At 39.8% G+C, this 21,443-nt stretch carries 17 protein-coding genes and 1 pseudogene; 8 read left to right on the top strand and 10 right to left on the bottom strand.

Going from position 1 to position 21,443, the window contains the following annotated elements:
* Window positions 1–32 precede the first annotated feature (32 nt).
* Window positions 33–1,526, top strand: a complete 1,494-nt coding sequence (locus HYG79_RS09650) for an ArnT family glycosyltransferase (RefSeq protein WP_179241888.1) — start codon at window positions 33–35, stop codon at window positions 1,524–1,526.
* Here HYG79_RS09650 and bioD read toward each other — a convergent pair.
* The 3 genes from bioD to HYG79_RS09635 are packed head-to-tail and all read right to left on the bottom strand — an operon-like array spanning window position 1,512 to window position 3,671.
* Entirely contained in the window at window positions 1,512–2,129 is a 618-nt protein-coding gene (bioD, locus tag HYG79_RS09645; RefSeq protein WP_179241887.1) for a dethiobiotin synthase, read from the bottom strand. The genes HYG79_RS09650 and bioD overlap by 15 nt on opposite strands.
* 1 nt (window position 2,130) lies before the next feature.
* The gene (locus tag HYG79_RS09640) at window positions 2,131–2,514 is read right to left on the bottom strand and encodes a putative signal transducing protein (protein WP_179241886.1); all 384 of its coding nucleotides are present in this window, start codon (window positions 2,512–2,514) and stop codon (window positions 2,131–2,133) included.
* 2 nt (window positions 2,515–2,516) lie between these two features.
* On the bottom strand, window positions 2,517–3,671 hold the full coding sequence (locus HYG79_RS09635) for an aminotransferase class I/II-fold pyridoxal phosphate-dependent enzyme (protein ID WP_179241885.1): 1,155 nt from the start codon (window positions 3,669–3,671) through the stop codon (window positions 2,517–2,519).
* A 987-nt stretch (window positions 3,672–4,658) separates the two neighbouring features.
* On the opposite strand from HYG79_RS09635, the pseudogene HYG79_RS18280 reads away from it, so the two are divergent.
* Together HYG79_RS18280 and HYG79_RS09625 are read left to right on the top strand one after the other, a co-directional pair.
* Window positions 4,659–4,949, top strand: a pseudogene (locus HYG79_RS18280) (hypothetical protein); the annotation flags it as partial.
* 1 nt (window position 4,950) lies between these two features.
* Window positions 4,951–5,151: a helix-turn-helix domain-containing protein gene (locus tag HYG79_RS09625; protein ID WP_179241884.1), complete on the top strand. Its 201-nt coding sequence runs from the start codon at window positions 4,951–4,953 to the stop codon at window positions 5,149–5,151.
* Window positions 5,152–5,212: 61 nt separating this feature from the next.
* Here HYG79_RS09625 and HYG79_RS09620 read toward each other — a convergent pair whose 3' ends face one another.
* From HYG79_RS09620 to HYG79_RS09590, 7 genes are all read right to left on the bottom strand, one after another.
* Window positions 5,213–5,491 carry a F0F1 ATP synthase subunit epsilon gene (locus tag HYG79_RS09620; protein ID WP_179241883.1) on the bottom strand — a complete coding sequence of 93 codons (279 nt, stop codon included), beginning with the start codon at window positions 5,489–5,491 and terminating at the stop codon, window positions 5,213–5,215.
* A 74-nt stretch (window positions 5,492–5,565) separates the two neighbouring features.
* On the bottom strand, window positions 5,566–7,074 hold the full coding sequence (gene atpD, locus HYG79_RS09615; protein ID WP_179241882.1) for a F0F1 ATP synthase subunit beta: 1,509 nt from the start codon (window positions 7,072–7,074) through the stop codon (window positions 5,566–5,568).
* Window positions 7,075–7,267: 193 nt separating this feature from the next.
* Window positions 7,268–8,851, bottom strand: a complete 1,584-nt coding sequence (locus tag HYG79_RS09610; protein ID WP_179241881.1) for an SGNH/GDSL hydrolase family protein — start codon at window positions 8,849–8,851, stop codon at window positions 7,268–7,270.
* Between the two features lie 23 nt (window positions 8,852–8,874).
* The gene (locus tag HYG79_RS09605; RefSeq protein WP_179241880.1) at window positions 8,875–11,661 is read right to left on the bottom strand and encodes a TonB-dependent receptor; all 2,787 of its coding nucleotides are present in this window, start codon (window positions 11,659–11,661) and stop codon (window positions 8,875–8,877) included.
* A 202-nt stretch (window positions 11,662–11,863) separates the two neighbouring features.
* Complete coding sequence (gene glmS / locus HYG79_RS09600) at window positions 11,864–13,711, bottom strand: glutamine--fructose-6-phosphate transaminase (isomerizing) (protein WP_179241879.1); 1,848 nt, start codon at window positions 13,709–13,711, stop codon at window positions 11,864–11,866.
* A 122-nt stretch (window positions 13,712–13,833) separates the two neighbouring features.
* Window positions 13,834–15,657, bottom strand: a complete 1,824-nt coding sequence (locus HYG79_RS09595; RefSeq protein WP_179241878.1) for a DUF4270 domain-containing protein — start codon at window positions 15,655–15,657, stop codon at window positions 13,834–13,836.
* Window positions 15,658–15,662: 5 nt separating this feature from the next.
* A complete protein-coding gene (locus HYG79_RS09590) occupies window positions 15,663–16,472 on the bottom strand; it encodes a glycogen/starch synthase (protein WP_179241877.1) in 810 nt (269 codons plus the stop codon).
* A gap of 105 nt (window positions 16,473–16,577) precedes the next feature.
* Here HYG79_RS09590 and panC point away from each other — a divergent pair, with 105 nt between their 5' ends.
* The 5 genes from panC to radA all read left to right on the top strand — a co-directional run bounded on the left by panC (window position 16,578) and on the right by radA (window position 21,412).
* Window positions 16,578–17,423, top strand: coding sequence for a pantoate--beta-alanine ligase (panC, locus tag HYG79_RS09585; RefSeq protein WP_179241876.1), 846 nt, complete (start codon window positions 16,578–16,580; stop codon window positions 17,421–17,423).
* 13 nt (window positions 17,424–17,436) lie between these two features.
* Window positions 17,437–17,787 carry an aspartate 1-decarboxylase gene (gene panD, locus HYG79_RS09580; RefSeq protein ID WP_179241875.1) on the top strand — a complete coding sequence of 117 codons (351 nt, stop codon included), beginning with the start codon at window positions 17,437–17,439 and terminating at the stop codon, window positions 17,785–17,787.
* A gap of 2 nt (window positions 17,788–17,789) precedes the next feature.
* Window positions 17,790–18,755, top strand: coding sequence for a lysylphosphatidylglycerol synthase transmembrane domain-containing protein (locus HYG79_RS09575; protein WP_179241874.1), 966 nt, complete (start codon window positions 17,790–17,792; stop codon window positions 18,753–18,755).
* Between the two features lie 26 nt (window positions 18,756–18,781).
* A complete protein-coding gene (locus HYG79_RS09570) occupies window positions 18,782–19,921 on the top strand; it encodes an alpha/beta hydrolase (protein ID WP_179241873.1) in 1,140 nt (379 codons plus the stop codon).
* A gap of 129 nt (window positions 19,922–20,050) precedes the next feature.
* Window positions 20,051–21,412, top strand: a complete 1,362-nt coding sequence (gene radA, locus HYG79_RS09565; RefSeq protein WP_179241872.1) for a DNA repair protein RadA — start codon at window positions 20,051–20,053, stop codon at window positions 21,410–21,412.
* Window positions 21,413–21,443 lie beyond the last annotated feature (31 nt).

The following is a 21,443-nucleotide window of genomic DNA, read 5'->3' as shown; positions in this document are numbered from 1 at the left end:
CTTGCAAAGATGGGCAATTCATCTCAAAATCAATGCTGAACAACCTTATAAAATCATTGACACCCGACTATGGAAAACTAAGGTTGACAAGGGTTTTCCTTATTTTATGTATTGTTGCATTAATGGTACGCTTCCCATTTTTTTTTAGGGATTATGTAGACCGCGACGAGAGTACTTTTATATTGGTGGCCCAATCTTGGGTAAACGGGCATTTACCTTTCACGGAGCTTTGGGATGTAAAGCCACCGCTGACCTTCCTGTTTTTTGCCAGTATTATTTCGGTTTTTGGAAAGAGTATTTTCGCCGTACGTTTTTTTGGGACACTTCTAGTGGTGATCAGCTCCTTTTTTACGTACCGGATAACAGCAGGTTTAACCTCAAAAAAAGTTGCATTTTGGGCAGCCATATTCAGTGTTTTTTTACAAAGCTCATTTGGCAGTTTGCAAGGCGTAATGAGCGAACATATCACTATGGCGTTTTTTATGCCTGCTCTATACCTACTTACGAAAAAACATACTTTTTTTACCGTATTTTGCACCGGATTGCTTTTGGGGGTATCTGTTATGGTAAAACTCAATATGGCATATGCCATATTGTTCATCGGCCTATATCTCATATACTCATACGTAAGGGAAAAAAAATACGTTGATGGTTTTTTACACACCTCTGCCTACGGTTTTGGAATTTTATTGATTATAGGGCTTACGATTCTGCCCTATTATTTTCAGGGTATCTCTGACTTATGGTGGAAATCCGTCGTACAAGCCCCATTAGAATATGCCAATGCCAGACGTTATTCCATTTTTAAAATGGCTCCCTTAATACTTGTTTTGACAGTTTTTTTTCTTGTTGCATGGAAAAAAAAATATATCGACTTTAAAAATATTGTCGTTCAACTATTATTAGTATCCATCATAGGCGTGGTGCTTTCCTTTGTAAAAGGGGGAAGGGTAAACGGACATTATTTGATTCAACTTCACCCTATTCTAATTGTTTTAGTGGCAATAGTTTTGGGTCAATTAAGTTTTATCCAAAAAGTCGATTATAAAAAAATAGCTTTTTTGGTCTTGATTTTGTTACCGGTCGAAGCTTATCTGGAATACGGTAATATTATCAAAAATAAATGGGAAAGGGGAACTTTTTATAACGGTGAGGGGATATCGGTCCCTGCTTATATTAAAAACAACAAATTGGATACCTCCCATATCTTGTTCTTGGAATACCATATCGGGTATTGGGTACTGGGAGTAAACCCTCCTACAAAAGCGGCAACGCATCCCAGCAATATCTGTAAGGACGAAATGTTCAAATTCTACGATAACCCCAGAAAAACCTCTATGGAAGAATTGAAGTATATTTTAGAGGAATTAAGGCCAAAAACAATCGTGGGTAGAAGCAACCGATCTATTTTTGACTTGGACCTGGTACAAGAAAATGCATACATCAATACTTATCTTGAAAAACACTACGAGATTTTAACCACGGTTGAAAAAGCGGATATTTACCAAAGGTTAGAGGGTCTCTAAAATATGTTTGAATTTATCGGCGTATTTTTTTATGACCGCTTTGTCAAAATTCGCCTCTTCATCTATCCTTCCGATAAGAGAAACCCCTGTTTTATGTAAAATAATTTGTTCGGTATGAGGATTTGAAACTCCACTAAACAGTACGGACACATCATACCCTTTTTGTTTTAACCAGTTTATGGTCAAAAGGGAGTGGTTGATACTGCCCAAATAATGCCTGGAGACCACAACAACTTTATAATTGGGCATAACAATGTCCAATATCGTATCCGAGTCGTTCAGGGGGACTAAAAGTCCGCCCGCACCTTCAATGATCAAATGGTTTTTTGTATCTGGTTCAACGATTTTTGAAGTATCTATGTGAATACCATCAATTTCAGCAGCGGCATGGGGACTCATTGGTTGTGTTAGGGCATAACTATTTTTATGGATGACCGTTCGCGAGTTGGAAATTAAATCGGCAACTTTATGGCTATCGGAATTTTCTAAATCTCCAGCTTGAACGGGCTTCCAATAATCAGCTTCCAAAGCTTCGGTAAATATCGCCGAAGCGATGGTTTTGCCTACATCGGTAGAAATTCCGGTAACGAAAATCTGCTGCATTTTATTCTGGTTTTGTGATTATACCACAATTTAAGCATTTGTATTTTCTTGGCTCAAAAAAAGGGAAAAGCTTGTAAAAAATTCCCTTTCTCACATAATAAGCCTCTGATTTTTGCGACTTACAATTGGGACATACCACAGGATTACCATTTTCATCTTGGGCATACGCCCTAATTTCATCATAGACCGCAACGGCTTTTTCCTTATCCTCGATATATACCTGTAATTTTACCCCACCAATGGCATTGCTTATCAATGGGTCCGAATTGAGTGTGTTCTCGTCCCTTAGAAAAACAGAAATGCCTTCTGACTCCAATTTACCTTTCACGATCTGCACATCGGCAACATATTCAAAGGAAGCTAGTGTGTAGAATTTCTGTTTCATTTTTAAATATAAGCGGACAATAACTCTAAAACCAACCCGATTTCCTCTTTTGAATTATAGCTATGCAAGCAAAAACGCAAGCGTTCCTGGCCTTTAGGTACGGTAGGATACAAAATGGCCTTCACGTCAAAACCTTTTTGTATCAATTTTCGGGATATGGATTTTACCGTATCATTACCGGGAACAATACAACTTTGTATAGCGGACGAACTTGTTACAAAATGCTTCGTTAAACCCAATTTTTTTACTTTTTTATGAAAAAAATCGATGTTGCCCAAGAGTAGTTCTTGATCGTGCCCCTCGCATTTTTTCATATACGAATAAGCAGCATGAACGGTAGCTATGGAGTGTGGCGACAAACCCGTTGTATATATTAAGCTACGGGCAAAATTCACCAAATAATCTTTCAAAGCTTTACTGCCCAAGATAGCCGCACCGTGGCAGCCTATAGCCTTCCCAAAGGTAATTATCCTAGTGAAAATTTTATTTTCCAGACCCAATTGCTGTACCAAACCTTCCCCTTTTTTTCCGTAGACTCCCACGGCATGCGCCTCGTCAACAACTAAATGACATTGGCACTCTTCGCAAATCTTTACCAACGCTTTCAAATCCGGGGAATCCCCATCCATTGAAAAAACGGATTCTGTCACTACGTAAATATTCGCGTTCGATGCCGAGATATTTTCGCAACGTTCAATCCCCTTTTTTAAGTCTTCTATATGATTATGCTTGAACTTGTAATGTTTTGCGTGACTCATTTGTATGCCGTCACGTATACTGGCATGTATGTACTCATCGTACAAAATGAAATCTCCCCGTTGGGGAACTGCGCCAAAAAAACCAATATTGGCATCATATCCCGAATTAAAGACCAAAGCACTCTTGCTATTGTGAAAATGTTGTAAAAACTCTTCTAAATGCACGTATAAATCATGGTTCCCCGACAATAGACGTGACCCAGTGGCCCCATTTTGATGGACTCCCTTTTTCAAAAGTAATTGAAAAGTATCGGAATATATGGTTTCATTTTTGGCATACCCCAAATAATCATTGGACGAAAAATCTATCAAGCCAAAGTTTTTTGGCAACTGACGAATTGCGTTTTCAGCAGCTCTATCCTTTAATTTTTGATTTAGCTTTTCTGGTAAATCCTGCATTTGGCAAATGTAACATTATCCTGTTTTAAATAGTTTTTCGCTAGGTACAAAAAACATCATAAATTTTATTTTACACATTCTCGAAGTGTTTTTCGCCTCAGCAGCTATGCAAACCAACACCTATACAAATTTCTAGGAATTTTGTACACTATAAAGTGACCACTGAGACTTCGCCATATAATGGCCGACACTTTGATAGTTAGAATGGGCAGAACTTCGTGCAATCGTCAAACAATAAAAATACTCAAGATAATATAGTGACATACAGCCAAAAAAATGTACTGAATAGAATCAGACTAACATATGAATACATAATGAAAAGTAATCATGGCAAGATTAGTATTAATTTGTATTGTGTTTGCCAGCTCTTTAGATATATGGTAGTTAATGTTAAATCGAGGAGATCCATGTTCTCATAAATATTCTTGTCATGCATGTGGATATACTTATTTATCACACATAAAATCAGGGGGGCGATAGCAAACTTTTTTTAAGCAATACATCTACAAAAATAGTTTTGGCAGACTAATCTATCCCGTTCTATTTATTTAAACGAAAATGAAAGCAAAATTTCTACCAAAAAGTATTGAAAGAAAAGGGAATAGTTGAAAGCCAACTAACCAATTATCTTTTTTAGATATTTAATTATTGTTTTTCAATAATTATTTTATATTTATTATTGTTAAACAATAATAAATATAAAATAATTATGAAACTTTCTCGATTGTTTAAATGGCTAATAAGTGGTTTTATTTTTTTTGTAGGTATTCAGTTATTATTGGTATTTGGTAAAATATACGCCTATTTATTAAAAGGTAAATTTGATACAAGCCAAATTATAGGTTTGAAACTACCAGAACAATTATCCGATACTTGGTTGATGACAATACTACTTATAATTAGTTTGGCTATCGCTTTTCTCCTGTTCAATCTTTTAAAATTGTGGGTAATAGCAAATGAATTTTCTAGGCAGGAAGTTTTGCAAGGGAAAATACGAAATCGCTGCGCACTATTGGAAAAGGAATATCTATCTTTTCAATTATCGCCATTATCTTTGATTTCGCTCTGAGTTACGATTTACTTAGTGATTATAAAGTAGTTGAAAATAGAAGTATAGCCTATCAATCTGGTTATTTCTTAGGACATTTTATAGGCCATGTCTCTGGTATTTTATCAAAATGGTTTCCTTTAATGATATTAGCAATACTTATTTTGATTATAGCTAATCTTCTCGAAAAAGGCTCTTTGCTTAAAGAAGAAAACGACTTAACGATATAACATGGGTATAGTCGTAAACTTGGATGTAATGCTCGCCAAACGTAAAATGAAGAGTAAAGAATTGGCCGAAGTTATTGGGATAACAGAAGCCAACCTTTCCATTTTAAAATCGGGCAAGGCAAAAGCGGTTCGTTTTTCTACTTTGGAAGCTATTTGTAAGGCATTGGATTGCCAGCCAGGAGATATATTGGAGTATCGCTAATAAAAAATGGCTGCTTAGACATATGCCAAGCAACCATTTATATTTTTTACGGGATTAGATATCAATCCGCCAAAACAATCACTTTATTATCCTTCATTTCAATAGTGCCGCTTGAAATAGAAAGTATGGTTTTCCCAGAAGCGTCTTTTGAAAATTTGTTTTCATGAGCTTCATCTATGTTTATAGCGCCCTCTACTTTTACGGTGCCTTCCTGCAATAGGGAAATAATAGGTGCGTGGTCGTTCAACATTTGAAACTCACCATTTATTCCCGGTACCGTTACCGAGGTAACTTCACCAGCAAACAAAGTTGCTTCAGGAGATACGATTTCTAAATACATGTTTTTTAAGTTCAGATTTAGGAGTTATGAGTGATGGGCAACTCTGAGCGCTACACTCTAAACTCGTAATTTGATTAAGCTTCTGCCAACATTTTTTCTCCAGCTTCAATAGCTTCTTCGATTGTTCCTTTAAGGTTGAAGGCAGACTCTGGTAAATGATCCAACTCACCGTCCATTATCATGTTGAACCCTTTAATGGTATCTTTAATATCAACCAAAACACCCTTAAGACCTGTAAATTGTTCTGCTACGTGGAAAGGTTGGGAAAGGAAACGTTGTACACGCCTTGCCCTACCTACAGCCAATTTGTCTTCTTCGGACAACTCTTCCATACCCAAGATGGCAATAATATCCTGAAGCTCTTTATAACGCTGCAACAACTCTTTTACTCGTTGGGCACAAGCGTAGTGATCATTCCCTAAAATATCGGCCGTTAAGATACGAGAAGTAGAATCCAATGGGTCCACTGCTGGATAAATACCTAACTCGGCGATTTTACGTGATAGTACGGTAGTTGCATCCAAGTGGGCAAATGTCGTCGCAGGTGCCGGATCCGTTAAATCATCCGCTGGTACATAAACCGCTTGTACCGAAGTAATTGAACCTCTTTTGGTCGAAGTGATACGCTCTTGCATGGCACCCATCTCGGTAGCCAAAGTAGGTTGATATCCTACCGCTGAAGGCATACGGCCTAAGAGTGCGGAAACCTCTGAACCTGCTTGTGTAAAACGGAAAATGTTATCTACGAAGAAAAGAACATCTTTTCCCTGTCCCTCGCCCGCACCATCACGAAAATATTCTGCAATGGTCAATCCTGAAAGTGCGACACGGGCACGTGCCCCCGGTGGCTCGTTCATTTGTCCAAAAACGAAAGTCGCCTTGGATTCTTTCATGGCTTTTTTATCAACCTTGGTCAAATCCCATCCGCCTTCTTCCATGGAGTGCAAAAAGTCATCACCATATTTTATAATTCCAGATTCCAACATTTCGCGAAGCAAGTCGTTCCCTTCACGTGTTCTTTCCCCTACCCCTGCAAAAACCGAAAGTCCACCATGGCCTTTGGCAATATTGTTGATCAACTCTTGTATCAATACGGTTTTACCAACACCAGCTCCACCAAAAAGACCAATTTTACCTCCTTTGGCATAAGGCTCGATCAAATCGATTACCTTGATACCCGTGAAAAGCACTTCGGTAGAAGTGGAAAGGTCTTCAAACTTTGGGGCTTCTCTGTGTATTGGCAACCCATCTTTGCCTGATTTTGGCAAATCGCCCAAACCATCAATAGCATCTCCAATAACATTGAACAAACGCCCATAAACATCATCGCCAATAGGCATTTGAATAGCGCTTCCTGTTGACACAACATCAACGCCCCTGCTCATACCATCGGTAGAATCCATAGAGATAGTCCTAACCGTATTTTCACCCACATGCGATTGCACTTCCAGCACCAATTTGGTACCATCGGCTTTGGTTATTTCCAAGGAATCGTAAATTTTTGGGAGTTCTGCACCTGATTCAAATTCCACATCGATTACGGGTCCGATAATCTGAGAAACTTTACCTGTAACTTTAGACATTGTTTTGTGTTTATGTTATGAAAGCGTATTGTTTTTTTAAAAGAATTAAGCCAAGAATACTTGCCCTTTTTTCCGGCTGCAAAGATATGCTATTACATTTTAAACCAAAACTGTTTTTTCTCTTTTTTGACAAACAAAAAAGGTGCTCAAAAAGCACCTTCCTGTATTATGGTATAAATTGATATTCAGTTGCTTATTGAAGCGTTGGAGAATAATTGGTCGGGTAGTCCCCTACATCCAACAAATTACCGGATGCTTCAAAATTAGAACCATAGGTGGCATCAATAGCTTTTAAAAATTCGTTAGCCATTACAGCGTAACCCCTTGATGTTAAGTGAATACCATCCAAGCTTACCAAACCTCCCGTTACCAAGTTGGCCGTTAACGTATAATCACCCGTGGTAATACCGGAAGTTTTGGCTTGTTCTAAAACTGATTTCAAATCTACAAAAGCCAATCCTGCAGAATTAGCAACTGACTCTATGGTCGTATTATAGGCGTCGGTAGCATTTTTTATACTTAAAAGTTCATCGCTATCCAAAGCATCTTTATCATCAATACCGCTGATTGCCGCTAAGACAAGGCCCGCTTGTTCTGGCGACGGAGTTCCACCTGCACGTAAAAGCCCTAGTACTTGAAGTACGTCAGGAGTTAAAACGACAGACCCGTAACCTTGTGCCAATGCCGTCCTATCAATAGTCAAAAGTAGAAGTTCGTCTTCGGTCATTTGCCGAAAACCAAGAGGATTGGTTTCTGAAACCGGTACATCTATAAGAAACCGATTAGCACCTTCCTCAAAGGTAATAGCGTATTGTGAAGCTAAAGCCTGCGCATTGGCGGGTGGAACGCCTTGCTGTATAAGGCTTTGGGTGAAGATACCCGTAACCGCTTGAAAAAAACCGGTTAAATTGGCTGCCGTCGCTGCATCGATGACCAATGCGTTGTTCGGTACCGTAGTAAAAAAAGGTAAATCAGTAATGTTAGGTAAATTCGCTACAGCCCCATTGGCACCGTTAGCTGTCAATTGAGAGATAACCCCTTGAAAAACCTGTCCGAACAATCCTGGATCTGTAATATCCAATTGACTATACTGAGTCGCATCAGGGTTTCCCGTACGATCTACCCCTACACCTCCCGATGTGGCATAACTCAAAACATCATTGCCCCCTATTTCAGAAAGTGTAAAAAAAGATGGGTTTTGAGCAGCGGCATCGCCAAGCATAGTCGCAGTTAATGAAGTAGCAAAACGTGCATAGTATGGGTTAGCAGCAGCGTAACCGGGAAAAGTAAGATGATAGCTTTTGGCTCCAGGAACGCCAGTATTGTTGAATGTACTTCCCAAATTGGTAGTAGGATTGGTGGTAGGATTTGGTGCTGGAGCTCCTTGAGCTGCGAAAAACTCGTTTAAACGTTGAGGGCCCGAACCGTTGAAAATCAACCTATACCCTATTTGACTTGTCGGTACACCAAGAAATGCTCCGGTATTGTCCTCCATCAACGGTTGGGTGAAACTTCCGCCACCGGCCAGAGCAAATTGATCAGACAACAATTTTGGAAAAGAGTTCTCCTGTGAAGCTCTAAATAACGCCCCATCACTAAAACCGGCAGTGAAAGACGCTCCGAGAGAAACATAATTGGAAAAATCCGCTGAACCAGCCGTAAGCGTTGGCAAATCTTCCGGCACTTCAGCTGGGAACGGCAAAACATCTTCGATATCATTACACGCAGTAAAAGCGATCAGTAATGATGCTAGGAATATATATTTGTAGTTTTTCATTTCTATTCAAATTTTATTTTCAATTAGTTATTGATAGTCCATGAGAGATAATACATAGAGCCTATAAAGCCCGTACCAAAACCTGTAAAGTACTCATCTCCCAAAAGATTGGTGCCCCCAACCTTGAATGTGGATTTTATGCTGGGTATGGAATAGTTGATTTGTGCATCAACAACATGAAATTCCGGCACTACACCATTACCAAAAGTAGCTTCCCAGAAAAAGTCATCACTAAAACGGTAATTTACGTTGAATCCAAAATTTTTGAACAGGGCTTCATTTCCAAAAGATGCCTTGAATTTGTGTTCAGGTGTGTTGAAACTCAACAAAAAGTCGGGATTGGCCTCTCTATCAAATTCCACCCTAGTATAAGTATAACTACCTCCCAAGTCAAAGTTACCAAATACTTTGGCCGTTAGTCCTAAAGATGCACCATAGGAACTAATGTCTGCATCCGAGTTGGTGTATGTACCGTAGGCTTGGAAATCCCCATTGGCTATTGAAGCTACTGAAAGCGACCCATCACCTACCGTACCATAGTATGGAGCTACGACTACCTCTTGAGAGATAAAGTCTTTATATTGGTTATAGTATGTACTAAAATCTATAACCAGTTTGTTTACCTTTCCACGATAACCCACCTCAAATGAAGTGACTTGTTCAGGTTTTACAATATCAGGATTTGCAATTTCCAAATCGGCGGGATTACCCGTCTCTCCCAATCTTTCGACCGAATTGAGCGTGTATGAATTATTGTAAGCGTTGGCAGCAGTTTGAGTAATACTTGCAGGCTGTCCCAGTAACTGTCCAGCTCCACTCACATCGTTAAAGGTTCTTGTATATCTATCTAGATTATCGGGAGCCGAACCTACCAATATGGCCCTTCCTGCATCCAAACCAATGAACAGATCTTGCGTAGTCGGGTTTCTAAAACCTGTTTGAACCGAAGCCCTAATATTGTGGTCTCTATTCAAAGTCAAACCAGCGGACAACCTTGGCGAGAAGAAACCGTCAAAAAATTCAGATTTATCATAGCGCACCGAACCGGTCAACTTTAAACTTTTCTCGCCAGCTAAATTTATATTTTTCTGAATCTGGGAATAAATACCAAATTCATTGTAATCAATTGGACCATCGGAATCCGTGTAAATTGTACCAAAGGAATTTAAACTATACTGCCTAAACGATCCTCCGACTTGAATTTCCGCCCAATCGAGTAAGTGACCAAAATTGTAGTTGGCATCGGCATGGTAATATTTTGATGCATCCCTAAATTGTGACCCTTCTGACAAATCAGGATTTCGTATTACCCTGTCAAATGCATTTTGAAATTCTGGTGTACCCGGTAAAAATCGGCCAGATTCGGCTTGCGCCCTAGCGGCTGCATGGGCTTGTGCATCAGTAGCGCCACCCAAGGTAGCCTGCACATAGGTTCCCGCATATTCTCCAAACCACGTTTGATCATCTTTCCAAGCACGGTTGATGTTGATACCGGTAAATACCATATCGTAGGAATCTCCCGCTTTGTCGGCTACAACATAACCTCGTAAGAAAAAATTATCGTTCCTAATCTCCAATTTATGTTGCTCTTGAAAGAAGTTGGCAATATTGTACCTGTTGGTTCCTTGATAGATGGTGTTCCCTGTACCCACTTTTCCAACATATGAAAGCTCCAAATTATTACCTTCTATGGGTCTGTAGTAAAGACCCCAATCAGATTTTATACTGCGAGCGGTGTAATTGGTAAGATCACTTTCATTGTAACCTGTTCTACTTACATCTACAGAAGGTACCAAAGCGTTTGCTCCGGCAGGCAAAATACCTAGACCTTCCAAGGTGGTTGCCACACTCTTTAAATTTTGTGAAACTTCGTCACCATATACATTGATACCGTCATAGTCCAAATCGGCTCTTGTCCTGTTCGGGTCAAACTTATCGACCTCACTGGTTGCCGCCCAATCGGTACCGTCCAAATATCCAAAATTCCATTTTACAGCGAATTTATCACTGAATTTATGCGCAGCCCTTATTCCTACATCGGTATATGGGTTGGTGCCCGCTGCCTCTTGGGATGTTACGCCCTGCTTTACCGAAACACTTATCCCTTGATAATCAAATGGGCTTTTGCTTCGCATAAACAATATACCATTAAAAGCATTCGCTCCGTAAAGTGCCGATGAGGCCCCTGGTAATAGTTCTACACTCAAGACATCGGTATCGATCATACCCACCAAGTTACCGATAGGGAAATTCAAGGCCGGTGTAGAGTTGTCCATACCATCTACCAATTGCATAAAACGGGTATTGGCAAAAGTTGCAAAACCGCGGGTGTTTACAGATTGAAAAGTTAAACTATTCGTGTTTACATCTACACCCTTTAGGTTTTCCAGACCGCCATAAAAACTTGCCGAAGCCGTATTCTTTATCTCCTGAATCCCAAAACGCTCAACCGTAACCGGGGATTCAAAAATTCGTTCGGGAGTCCTGGAGGCAGAAATTACGACCTCATCCAAAAAAGTCTGAGCCTCCTGTAAGGTAATGGAGAGTGTTTGATTGTTGGATGTGACCTCAGCGGTTGCACCGGAGTAGCCAATACTGGTAATTTCTAACTGAAAAGGTGGTGTTTCTTCAGTTTCAAGAATAAAATTACCGTCAAAATCAGCAGTGGTTCCAATAGCTTTTCCTTTTATGACTACGTTGGCCCCAGGAATAGGAGTACCGTTTTCGTCCTGAACGGTTCCGGTAACCTTGGTCTGTGAAAATGCAAATGTCCCCAATAACAGCAGGGGGATAAGAAATACTGTTCGCATACTATTTGAGTTATTTAGTTACTATGTTACGTGCAAGATACCTATTTTTCCGAATGAAAAATCATAAATTAAAAAAAATTATGCATGCATAGTATTATTTTCATAAAAATGAAGTATTGAAAATGCTTATTTCATAAAGCTAAACAAAAAACCATGAACATAGTTCATGGTTTTTTGTATGCTATACTATGAATTACCTAGTTTATTCCACGGTGACCGACTTGGCCAAATTACGGGGTTGGTCCACATTACAACCGCGCATTACAGCTATGTGGTATGACAACAATTGTAACGGAATCGTAGTCAGTAACGGAGTCAAACTTTCTAAAGTCTCGGGAACTTCTACAACATGATCGGCCAATTCCCTTACCTGTTCATCCCCTTCGGTAACTACCGCGATTATTTGCCCTTTTCTTGATTTTATCTCTTGAATATTACTTACGACTTTTTCATAGTGCCCCTTTTTGGTAGCTATAACGATAACTGGCATTTGCTCATCGATCAAGGCGATAGGGCCGTGCTTCATCTCAGCCGCAGGATAACCCTCCGCATGAATGTAACTGATTTCCTTAAGCTTTAGAGCCCCTTCCAAGGCCACTGGAAAATTATACCCCCTGCCCAAGTACAGACAGTTTGTAGAATCCTTGTACACATCGGCGATAATTTCGATTAAGGGATTGGACTCCAACGCTTTTTCAACCTTATTGGGGATAGTTTCCAACTCCGTTAAAAGTTCATGATATTTAGACTCTGAAAATTGCCCTTTTTCTTTGGCCAATTTCAAAGCCAGCAAAGTAAGTACGGTAATCTGCGTCGTAAATGCTTTTGTAGAAGCCACGCCAATTTCGGGACCGGCATGGGTGTAAGCCCCTGCATGGGTTTCCCTAGCTATGGAAGAACCAACTACATTACAGACCCCGAATACAAATGCCCCGTTTTCTTTGGCCAATTTGATAGCGGCCAACGTATCTGCAGTTTCCCCGGATTGGGAAATGGCAATCAACACGTCTTTATCGGTTATTACCGGATTTCTATATCTAAATTCCGAAGCATACTCTACCTCAACGGGAATCCTTGCCAAATCCTCAAAAATGTATTCAGCCACCAATCCCGCATGCCAAGATGTACCACAGGCCACAATAATTATTCTGTTGGCGTTCATGAACTTTTCCAAGTTCTGATCTATTCCCGCCATTTTAATGAGGCCTTTGTCAGCTAAAAGCCTTCCCCGGTACGTATCTAAGATCGCCCTGGGCTGCTCATATATTTCTTTGAGCATAAAATGTTCATACCCGCCTTTTTCTATTTCTTCAAGATTTAATTGTAGCTCCAAAATATTGGGATAGGCAATGGCGTCATCCTTGATCTTACGAAGTTTAATCTCTTTGCCCAACCGTACTATGGCCATTTCCTCATCTTCCAAATACACCGCATTGTTCGTAAACTCAATAAAGGGGGAAGCGTCCGAGGCAATAAAGAATTCATTTTCACCAACTCCTATCGCTAAAGGGCTACCCAACTTGGCCACTACGATTTCGTCTGGCTTATTTTTATCAAAAACGGCGATTGCATAAGCTCCTACCACTTGGTTTAGAGCTATTTGCACTGCCTTTCCCAATTTCACATCCTCGGTATTTTTAACTTCCTCGATAAGGTTAACCAATACCTCGGTATCGGTATCCGAAGAAAAGCTATAGCCTCGCTTTATGAGCTCTTTTTTTATGGATTCATAATTTTCTATGATACCGTTATGGATGATGACCAGGTTTCCTGAATTTGAGTAATGAGGATGGGAATTTACGTCATTAGGAACACCATGCGTAGCCCATCTGGTATGGCCTATTCCCAGGGTACCATCCAAAGAAATCGTTGATTCAGACTTTTTTTTAAGGTCTTCAACTTTTCCTTTGGTTTTGGATAGGTTGATATTTTTACCGTCATATAGCGCAACTCCCGCACTATCGTAACCTCTGTACTCCAAGCGCTGTAAACCCTTTATAATAATAGGATAGGCATCTCTATGGCCTATGTAACCTACAATTCCACACATAATCTGTATATTTTATCGATGGTTGTTTGCTAAAGGGTCAAATTTACAATGATAAATATAAAGTTTATCCGATTAACAGTTATATAACGAAAAAATCCTACAACTTGTATATTCAGGATAAATTAGTCGGTCTGCGTGTAAAAGATTTCAAGTTTCAGCCTTTGTTCCCCGTTTTCCGGAGTACTGCCAAAAAGAACTGTACCCAGTGGGGAAATCGCCGACATGGTAGGTACCGCCGATTCTTCTGCGTCACCCTGAATCATAGCGCTGGACAAATTTGTTATGCCGATGTTCGAAGTAATCGATAGTCCCAAAGTTGGATTATCGGATTCTCGTAAAATTAAATTGTTGACATAGTCGGTAATACGTATTTTATAAGTAATGCCATTATCTTCCGAGTTTTTGTTCAAAACACCATCATAAAATGGAAAAACGGTCAAAGGTGTTGATATCGTGACCTGAGGCTCCGCGAAGGCATTATATAACGGGGCATTGGTTTCGGTATTATAAAGATAAAGCCGTAATGGCTCGATAACGCCACCGGCATCGTCCAAGGTTTCCCTATCTACATAAAATACTAGGTTGGCCTCATTGATTATCCAATTGTTGGCCCTAATTTGATCAATGGTCTCTCTTTCATTGTTTTCGTCAAACAATTTTATCTCCGCAAAAGAACCGGCACCTCCTTTTAAATATATTTTTGAAGCGTTATTCTCATTATCAAGTTCTTCTTGAATATCGGTAGGGTAGGCTTCATTTATCAGTGTATTGACTGCGTTGCCTGTTATCGCTTGGTTTCCACCACCGGCCAAAAAGTTTATGACAAACTCTTTTTCCAATTTCACAGTGGTTTCTTCATCACTATCGTAGCTATCGTGCTCGTAGGTAATCGTAATGTTAGCAGCCGTTAAGTTCAATAACAAAAGTACATCGCTATCTACAGATAAATGTATTCCCCTGAAAAATTCACTGAAATTAGCGTTGGTGAACAATTCTGCAGAACCTTCCTTGTCCAAAATATTTTCTTGAAAAAATGCAGCAGGTAAAGGCACTCGTATACCAGGGGACAATTTGCTAGAAATCGTTCCTGCTTCGTCCACATCGGTTTCAGGGTCGTCTTCCTCAACTACGAAGAGTATTTCTTTATCATCAATAGTAACAGCACCGTCAAAAAAAACTTCACCGGTAAAAGTGGGTGAGAATTCCTGGGTTGAAAAATATTCCTGTGATTCCTGAAAATTTGTGCTGGGATCTAAATCCCTTAAAAAAAAAGTGGATTCTTCTACCTTTAAATTAAATTCCTCGCCGACTCCTTTTCCGTAAATGCTATCCAAATCAAAGGTTGCCGCAAAACGATCGCCCAATGTTGAATCATCTACTCCATCCAATATACCGTCGCCATCAGTATCTTCATTTAAAGGGTCGGTATTGTTACGGTCTTCTTGAATATTCGAAACCCCATCGCCGTCACTATCATTGTTGGGATTGTCAGGCTCATTATCCAATGCATCTGGGACACCATCCCTATCACGATCACCTGTATTGGTTTGGTAGGGTATATATAAAAAAACCTCTTTTACGGTTTCATTCTCGTCTATTTCAGCAGGTTTTGAGGTATCGGGATTATCCTCTACATCTTGCCTCAAGGTACCAAAAAGAGGGTTGGGTGTACTCAAGCGTAACTGGCTGGTAATACTGGCCGTTGTATTGCCATACACTGGATCGTTGAATTTTCCCAACTGATACAAGGGGAGTCTGTTGGTCTGTACCGCAGTTATATTTTTATTGAAAGCAAACACATCAAATACCGCAACATCAGTAGTAAACGGCTCGCCTGCTATAACACCTTCACCTATGGTGGTCATTTCCTCTTCACAAGAAACGAATGCCACAATCAGCAGCAATCCTACCATTGCAGGAAAAATAGTTCTCTTAAAAAAAATCATGTAAGTTATTTTAAAACTTCTGTGTTGTAAAAATTGGCATAGGCTTCTTCAAACTCTTGTAAAGAAACATATGGCAACACCGGTTTTTGAAGGTTGGCGATATGGTTGTTTAAATCCTCTGGAATATCTTCCGATGCTAAAATAACCGCATCGGAAAAATCTACGGCTATTTTTAACAAATTATTATAGTCGGGGGTTTTGAGTGCTTCGATTTTATCTTCGGAAATCCCATCAAAAGCTACTTTTTTGTGCATTTCTTTATCCAGTTCGCCCTCAAAACTTTTCCCATAAACGGACATCACTATTTTACTATCCGCAAACAAGGGCTCATCTTCATAGTACTGTTTTAAATACATGGGCAGCAAAGATGCCATCCAACCGTGAACATGAATGATATCGGGCGACCAATTCAATTTTTTCACGGTCTCTACAACACCTTTGGCAAAAAAGATGGCACGCTCATCATTGTCGGCAAAGAGGTTACCGTCTTCATCGGCAAAAGTCGCTTTGCGCTTAAAGTACTCTTCGTTATCTATAAAATAAACCTGTATACGTTCCTTTGGAATAGAGGCCACTTTTATTATCAAGGGCATATCCATATCGTTGATGACCAAATTCATACCGGACAAACGTATCACTTCATGAAGTTGATGCCTTCTTTCGTTGATGTTTCCATATCTGGGCATGAAAATACGTATTTGTCCCCCGTTGCTGTTGACCATTCGAGGGGTTTCATAAGACATTAAAGAAACTTCGTTTTCGGGGAGATAAGGAACTAATTCAGAAGATACAAACAATATCTTTTTACCATTCATAGAAGTTGTGATTTTATTTTTCGCGCAATCGTGGCTGCAAAATTACAAAAATTATGCAGAATAGCAGTAATTATAGTAAGTTTGCTCGCCCATTCCAAAGTTATTATGCAAGTATTCCGTACCAAAAAGGAATTGACCAACGTGCTTTCCGAAAAACCAGAACAACACAGTATAGGTCTTGTACCCACTATGGGCGCACTGCATAAGGGGCATTTGACCCTTATACAAAGGGCATTTGAAGAGAACAAGGTGGTGGTGGTAAGTATATTTGTAAACCCCACGCAATTTGACAATAAGGACGATTTAAAAAAATATCCGAAAGCCTTGGAAAAAGATATTGGTTTGATAAAAACCATCTCCAAGGAAATACTGGTTTTTGCACCACCGGTATCTGAAATGTATTCAGATGAAATCTCTGCAAAATCCTATGATTTTGATGGATTGGACCAGGTGATGGAAGGAGCTTTTAGACAAGGTCATTTTGATGGCGTCGGGACGATAGTTGAAGCTTTATTGACCGTAATAGCTCCCGATATAGCGTATTTTGGGGAAAAGGATTTTCAACAATTGCAAATCATAAAAAAACTTGTTGAGATAAGGAACCTTGCTGTCAAAATCATAGGATGCCCCATAGTTCGAGAGCCAAATGGGTTGGCGTTAAGTTCAAGAAATGAACGTTTGTCCGAGACCATGAGGCATAGCGCCTCACTCATATACCAAACCCTATTGTCTGCCAAGGAAAAATTTGGCACGAAAAGTGCTGATTCTATCATAGAGTGGGTTGAAAACAGGTTTAAGCAACACCCCGATTTTCAATTGGAATATATTGAGATTACCGATGCTGAAACACTCCGACCTTTTCAAAAAAAACATAAAAATAAAAAATATAGGGCTTTTATCGCCGTTTACGCCGAGGAGGTTAGGCTAATAGATAATATAGCCCTGAATTGATTAACTTTGTGCCATGCAAATTGAAGTCGTAAAATCAAAAATTCACCGTGTAAAAGTTACCGGTGCCGATCTTGATTACATTGGCAGCATTACCATTGATGAAGATTTGATGGATGCCGCAAATATTATCCAAGGCGAAAAAGTCCAGATCGTAAACAACAATAATGGAGAACGCTTGGAGACTTACGCCATACCGGGACCAAGAAATAGTGGTGAAATAACCCTAAACGGTGCCGCATCTCGAAAAGTAGCCGTTGGCGACGTACTTATTTTAATAACCTACGCAAGAATGGATATTGAGAAGGCCAAAACTTTCAACCCATCTTTGGTATTCCCCAATGAGGAAAACAATCTCTTAAACTGATTGTGAACAAATCGATTAAAAAAACACTAAAAATAATACTCCCAATAGTCTTGGGAGTTTTTTTGGTCTGGTACCTATATAACTCCACAACCCCTTTTCAACGCAAGGAAATCATCAAGTATGTTCGCGAAGCCGATTTATTTTGGGTAAGCGTTTCAATAGCCATAGGCATTCTCAGCCATGTCTCAAGGGCCATACGGTGGAACTATCTACTTGAACCTTTGGGGTACAAACCCAAAATAACCAATAACGTACTGATCATTTTAACGGCGTATTTGGCCAATTTGGGTATTCCAAGGTCGGGGGAGATACTTAGGGCCACAGCTTTGGCCACATATGAGGATGTTCCCTTCGAGAAAGGAATAGGCACTATAGTTACTGAAAGGATTATTGACCTCATTATGCTTTTGTTGGTAATATCAATAGCATTATTGCTCCAAACCGACCTTATTTTAGGTTTTATACAAGAATCGGGGCTCGGCATACTTAGTGGCGGCGTTATTTTGGCCATTGGCATCATTGGATTGGTAATAGCCATACGATTGGTCAAAAAATCTACCTCTGCCTTTGCTGTCAAGCTCAAAAATTTTCTAAAAAGTCTTTTGGACGGCATTTTAAGTGTCTTTAAAATGAAGCGTAAATGGGCGTTTATTTTTCATACTTTTTTTATTTGGGGGGCTTATATCATGATGTTTTGGGTCATTAAATTTACCGTTTTGGAAACTACCGGACTTTCTTTTGGAGCTTTGTTGGTAGCATTTGTTGGCGGTGCTTTCGCCATGGCGACGACCAATGGCGGGTTTTTGGCCTTCCCTATTGCCGTAAGTAAATCTCTTGAGATTTTTGGGATAAGTGCGGTATCTGGTACTGCGTTTGGCTGGATCATGTGGATAGCACAGACCGCAATGGTCATTTTCTTCGGTGCAATATCTTTTCTGTTATTACCGTTATTGAACAGAAATAAGTAGAAATTCTACTGGCCAAAACCAATACGATGAAACGCTTAGTGTCTTTTTTTGCATTTGCAATATGCTTTGGATTATCCGCACAAGTAAAACAAGAGATTTTTGAATCCTTCAAATTACAGGAAAGAAGGGATGTCCGATATTATTTTCCCGAAGACTATACCGAAGAAAAAAAATACCCTTTGATCGTCGTTATGGATGCCGAATATCTATTCGACCAAGTAGTGGCCGTTTCAAAGTTCAATAGCGAATTTCAAGGAATGCCTCAAGCAATTATAGTTGGTATTCATCAAAATAAGGATGGCTTACGTTTTGATGATTGTGCTTTTGAGGAAAATGGTTTGCCTTCTGAAAAAGGAAAACTTTTTTATGAGTTTTTGGGCATGGAAATTATTCCTTATCTAGACCTTAACTACAAAACCGCCCCATTTAAAATGATCGTAGGGTACGGTATTACTGCAAACTTTATGAATTATTGGCTGTTCAAGGAACAATCGCTTTTTAATGCCTATATAAGCATCTCACCGACCTTGGCACCTGAAATGGAAACTAGGGTACCTTCACGTTTAGCAGCCATGGAAAAACATATTTTTTATCATTTGATAACTTCAGGTGAGAAGAACGCAAATAGAAATCGTATCGCCCAAATGGATGCGGAATTAAAAAAATTGGAAAAGGATAATATCCACTACTATTTTGATGAATATGCCGATGCCAACGAGACTTCAGTAGCCACTTACGGCTTGGGAAAAGCATGGGACAGAACCTTTCAAATGTTCAAACAAATAAGCCCAAAAGAGTACAAAGAAAAGATATTGACTTCGGAAGAACCTGCATTCAGCTATTTAGAAAAGAAATATAGTATGATATCCGATTTATTTGGATTTGAGAAAAAGGTGGAGTTAAACGACATCATGGCCATTTATGCTGCAAGCCGTAAAAAAGACGATTTCGAGTCTCTAAAACCTCTTTCTGACCTTTGTAAAAAAGAATTTCCCGAAACCATGATGGGCTTTTATTTTGAGGGCGAATATTATGAGGAATTGGGCGAGGCCAAAAAAGCGTTACGCACTTTTGAAAAAGCCTTTGGTATGGAAGAAATCGATTTCTTGACCAAAGAAATGGCTCTTGAAAAAATTGATGCGCTCAAGGCCGATTTCGGGTTTTAAATCAATGTCCAATTGGTTAAAATCTTGTCCAACATTTTTAAAAGGCATATTAGTCACAAAACCCGTAAACCTACTGAACATTTTTAAACGGCAAAGTTCTATCTTTATGGCTTAACCTTTGATTTAGGAATGGCCAAAACCAAAACCGCTTTTTTTTGTCAAAATTGTGGCACCCAATACGCTAAATGGGTAGGGCAATGCAGTGCTTGCAAGGAATGGAACACCGTTGCAGAGGAAATAATCCAAAAAGAGGAAAAATCGGGTTGGAAGAGCCCTGCCAATACCTCTAAAAAAATAACTAAACCTTTACGGATAAACGAAATCTCGATAAACAGGGAAATACGCCTCGACACCTTTGATCTAGAGTTCAATCGTGTCTTAGGTGGCGGGCTTGTTCCCGGAGCGTTGGTACTGTTGGGCGGAGAGCCTGGTGTGGGAAAAAGCACCCTACTGCTTCAAATAGCATTGAAACTACCCTACAAGACCTTGTATGTTTCAGGTGAGGAAAGTCAAAAACAGATAAAGATGCGTGCGGATCGTATTCATCCCAATAGTGAGACCTGCTTTATCCTTACGGAAACAAAAACACAGAATATCTTTCAGCAGATCGAAGCTACCGAACCTGATATCGTGGTAATCGATTCCATCCAAACGTTGCATTCAGATTATATTGAATCCGCAGCAGGAAGTATCTCACAAATACGGGAATGTACTGCGGAACTTATCAAATTTGCAAAGGAGACCCATACGCCCGTTATCTTGATCGGTCATATTACCAAAGACGGTTCAATAGCCGGGCCTAAAATATTGGAGCATATGGTAGACACGGTACTTCAATTCGAAGGTGACCGTAATTATGTATACCGAATTTTACGCTCCCTAAAAAACAGGTTTGGCTCAACGGCCGAACTCGGTATTTACGAAATGCAGGGCGGTGGTTTACGGCAAGTGAACAACCCGTCCGAAATCCTGATCTCCAAAAACGATGAAGGGCTCAGCGGTACAGCAATAGCTTCTACCATTGAGGGCATGCGACCTTTGATGATAGAAATACAGGCATTGGTCAGTACCGCAGTGTATGGTACGCCCCAACGGTCCACAACTGGTTATAATGCAAAACGCCTAAACATGCTTTTGGCCGTACTCGAAAAACGAGCGGGATTTAAGCTGGGGGCCAAAGATGTTTTCTTGAATATCACCGGAGGCATTTCAGTTGATGACCCTGCCATTGATTTGGCCGTTATCGCCGCCATTCTTTCCAGTAATGAGGACATCCCGATAGAAAAAGGCATCTGTTTTGCCGCCGAGGTAGGTCTCGCAGGCGAAATACGACCCGTACAACGGGTAGACCAGCGTATTTTGGAAGCAGAAAAATTAGGCTTTACATCAATTTACGTATCAAAAAATAACAAAATAGGTCTAAAAAACACCCAAATACGAGTTATACTAGCTTCCCGTATTGAAGATGTCGTCGGCAGTTTATTTGGGTAAGTGATCTCAATACCGGTAAAACCAAAAATTC

The sequence above is a fragment of the Costertonia aggregata genome (assembly GCF_013402795.1).
In the GTDB taxonomy this organism is placed as follows: domain Bacteria; phylum Bacteroidota; class Bacteroidia; order Flavobacteriales; family Flavobacteriaceae; genus Costertonia; species Costertonia aggregata.
The sequence above is the reverse complement of the archived record's forward strand: the minus strand, read 5'-3'. Positions and strand labels throughout refer to the sequence as shown.

Coding starts and splice junctions, on each gene's coding strand:
- radA (WP_179241872.1), top strand. CDS start 20,051: ATGGCCAAAACCAAAACCGCTTTTTTTTGTCAAAATTGTGGCACCCAA.
- HYG79_RS09610 (WP_179241881.1), bottom strand. CDS start 8,851: ATGAAAAACTACAAATATATATTCCTAGCATCATTACTGATCGCTTTT.
- HYG79_RS09625 (WP_179241884.1), top strand. CDS start 4,951: ATGGGTATAGTCGTAAACTTGGATGTAATGCTCGCCAAACGTAAAATG.
- panD (WP_179241875.1), top strand. CDS start 17,437: ATGCAAATTGAAGTCGTAAAATCAAAAATTCACCGTGTAAAAGTTACC.
- HYG79_RS09620 (WP_179241883.1), bottom strand. CDS start 5,491: ATGTATTTAGAAATCGTATCTCCTGAAGCAACTTTGTTTGCTGGTGAA.
- HYG79_RS09650 (WP_179241888.1), top strand. CDS start 33: ATGCTGAACAACCTTATAAAATCATTGACACCCGACTATGGAAAACTA.
- glmS (WP_179241879.1), bottom strand. CDS start 13,711: ATGTGTGGAATTGTAGGTTACATAGGCCATAGAGATGCCTATCCTATT.
- HYG79_RS09590 (WP_179241877.1), bottom strand. CDS start 16,472: ATGAATGGTAAAAAGATATTGTTTGTATCTTCTGAATTAGTTCCTTAT.
- HYG79_RS09640 (WP_179241886.1), bottom strand. CDS start 2,514: ATGAAACAGAAATTCTACACACTAGCTTCCTTTGAATATGTTGCCGAT.
- HYG79_RS09635 (WP_179241885.1), bottom strand. CDS start 3,671: ATGCAGGATTTACCAGAAAAGCTAAATCAAAAATTAAAGGATAGAGCT.
- panC (WP_179241876.1), top strand. CDS start 16,578: ATGCAAGTATTCCGTACCAAAAAGGAATTGACCAACGTGCTTTCCGAA.
- atpD (WP_179241882.1), bottom strand. CDS start 7,074: ATGTCTAAAGTTACAGGTAAAGTTTCTCAGATTATCGGACCCGTAATC.
- HYG79_RS09595 (WP_179241878.1), bottom strand. CDS start 15,657: ATGATTTTTTTTAAGAGAACTATTTTTCCTGCAATGGTAGGATTGCTG.
- bioD (WP_179241887.1), bottom strand. CDS start 2,129: ATGCAGCAGATTTTCGTTACCGGAATTTCTACCGATGTAGGCAAAACC.
- HYG79_RS09570 (WP_179241873.1), top strand. CDS start 18,782: ATGAAACGCTTAGTGTCTTTTTTTGCATTTGCAATATGCTTTGGATTA.
- HYG79_RS09605 (WP_179241880.1), bottom strand. CDS start 11,661: ATGCGAACAGTATTTCTTATCCCCCTGCTGTTATTGGGGACATTTGCA.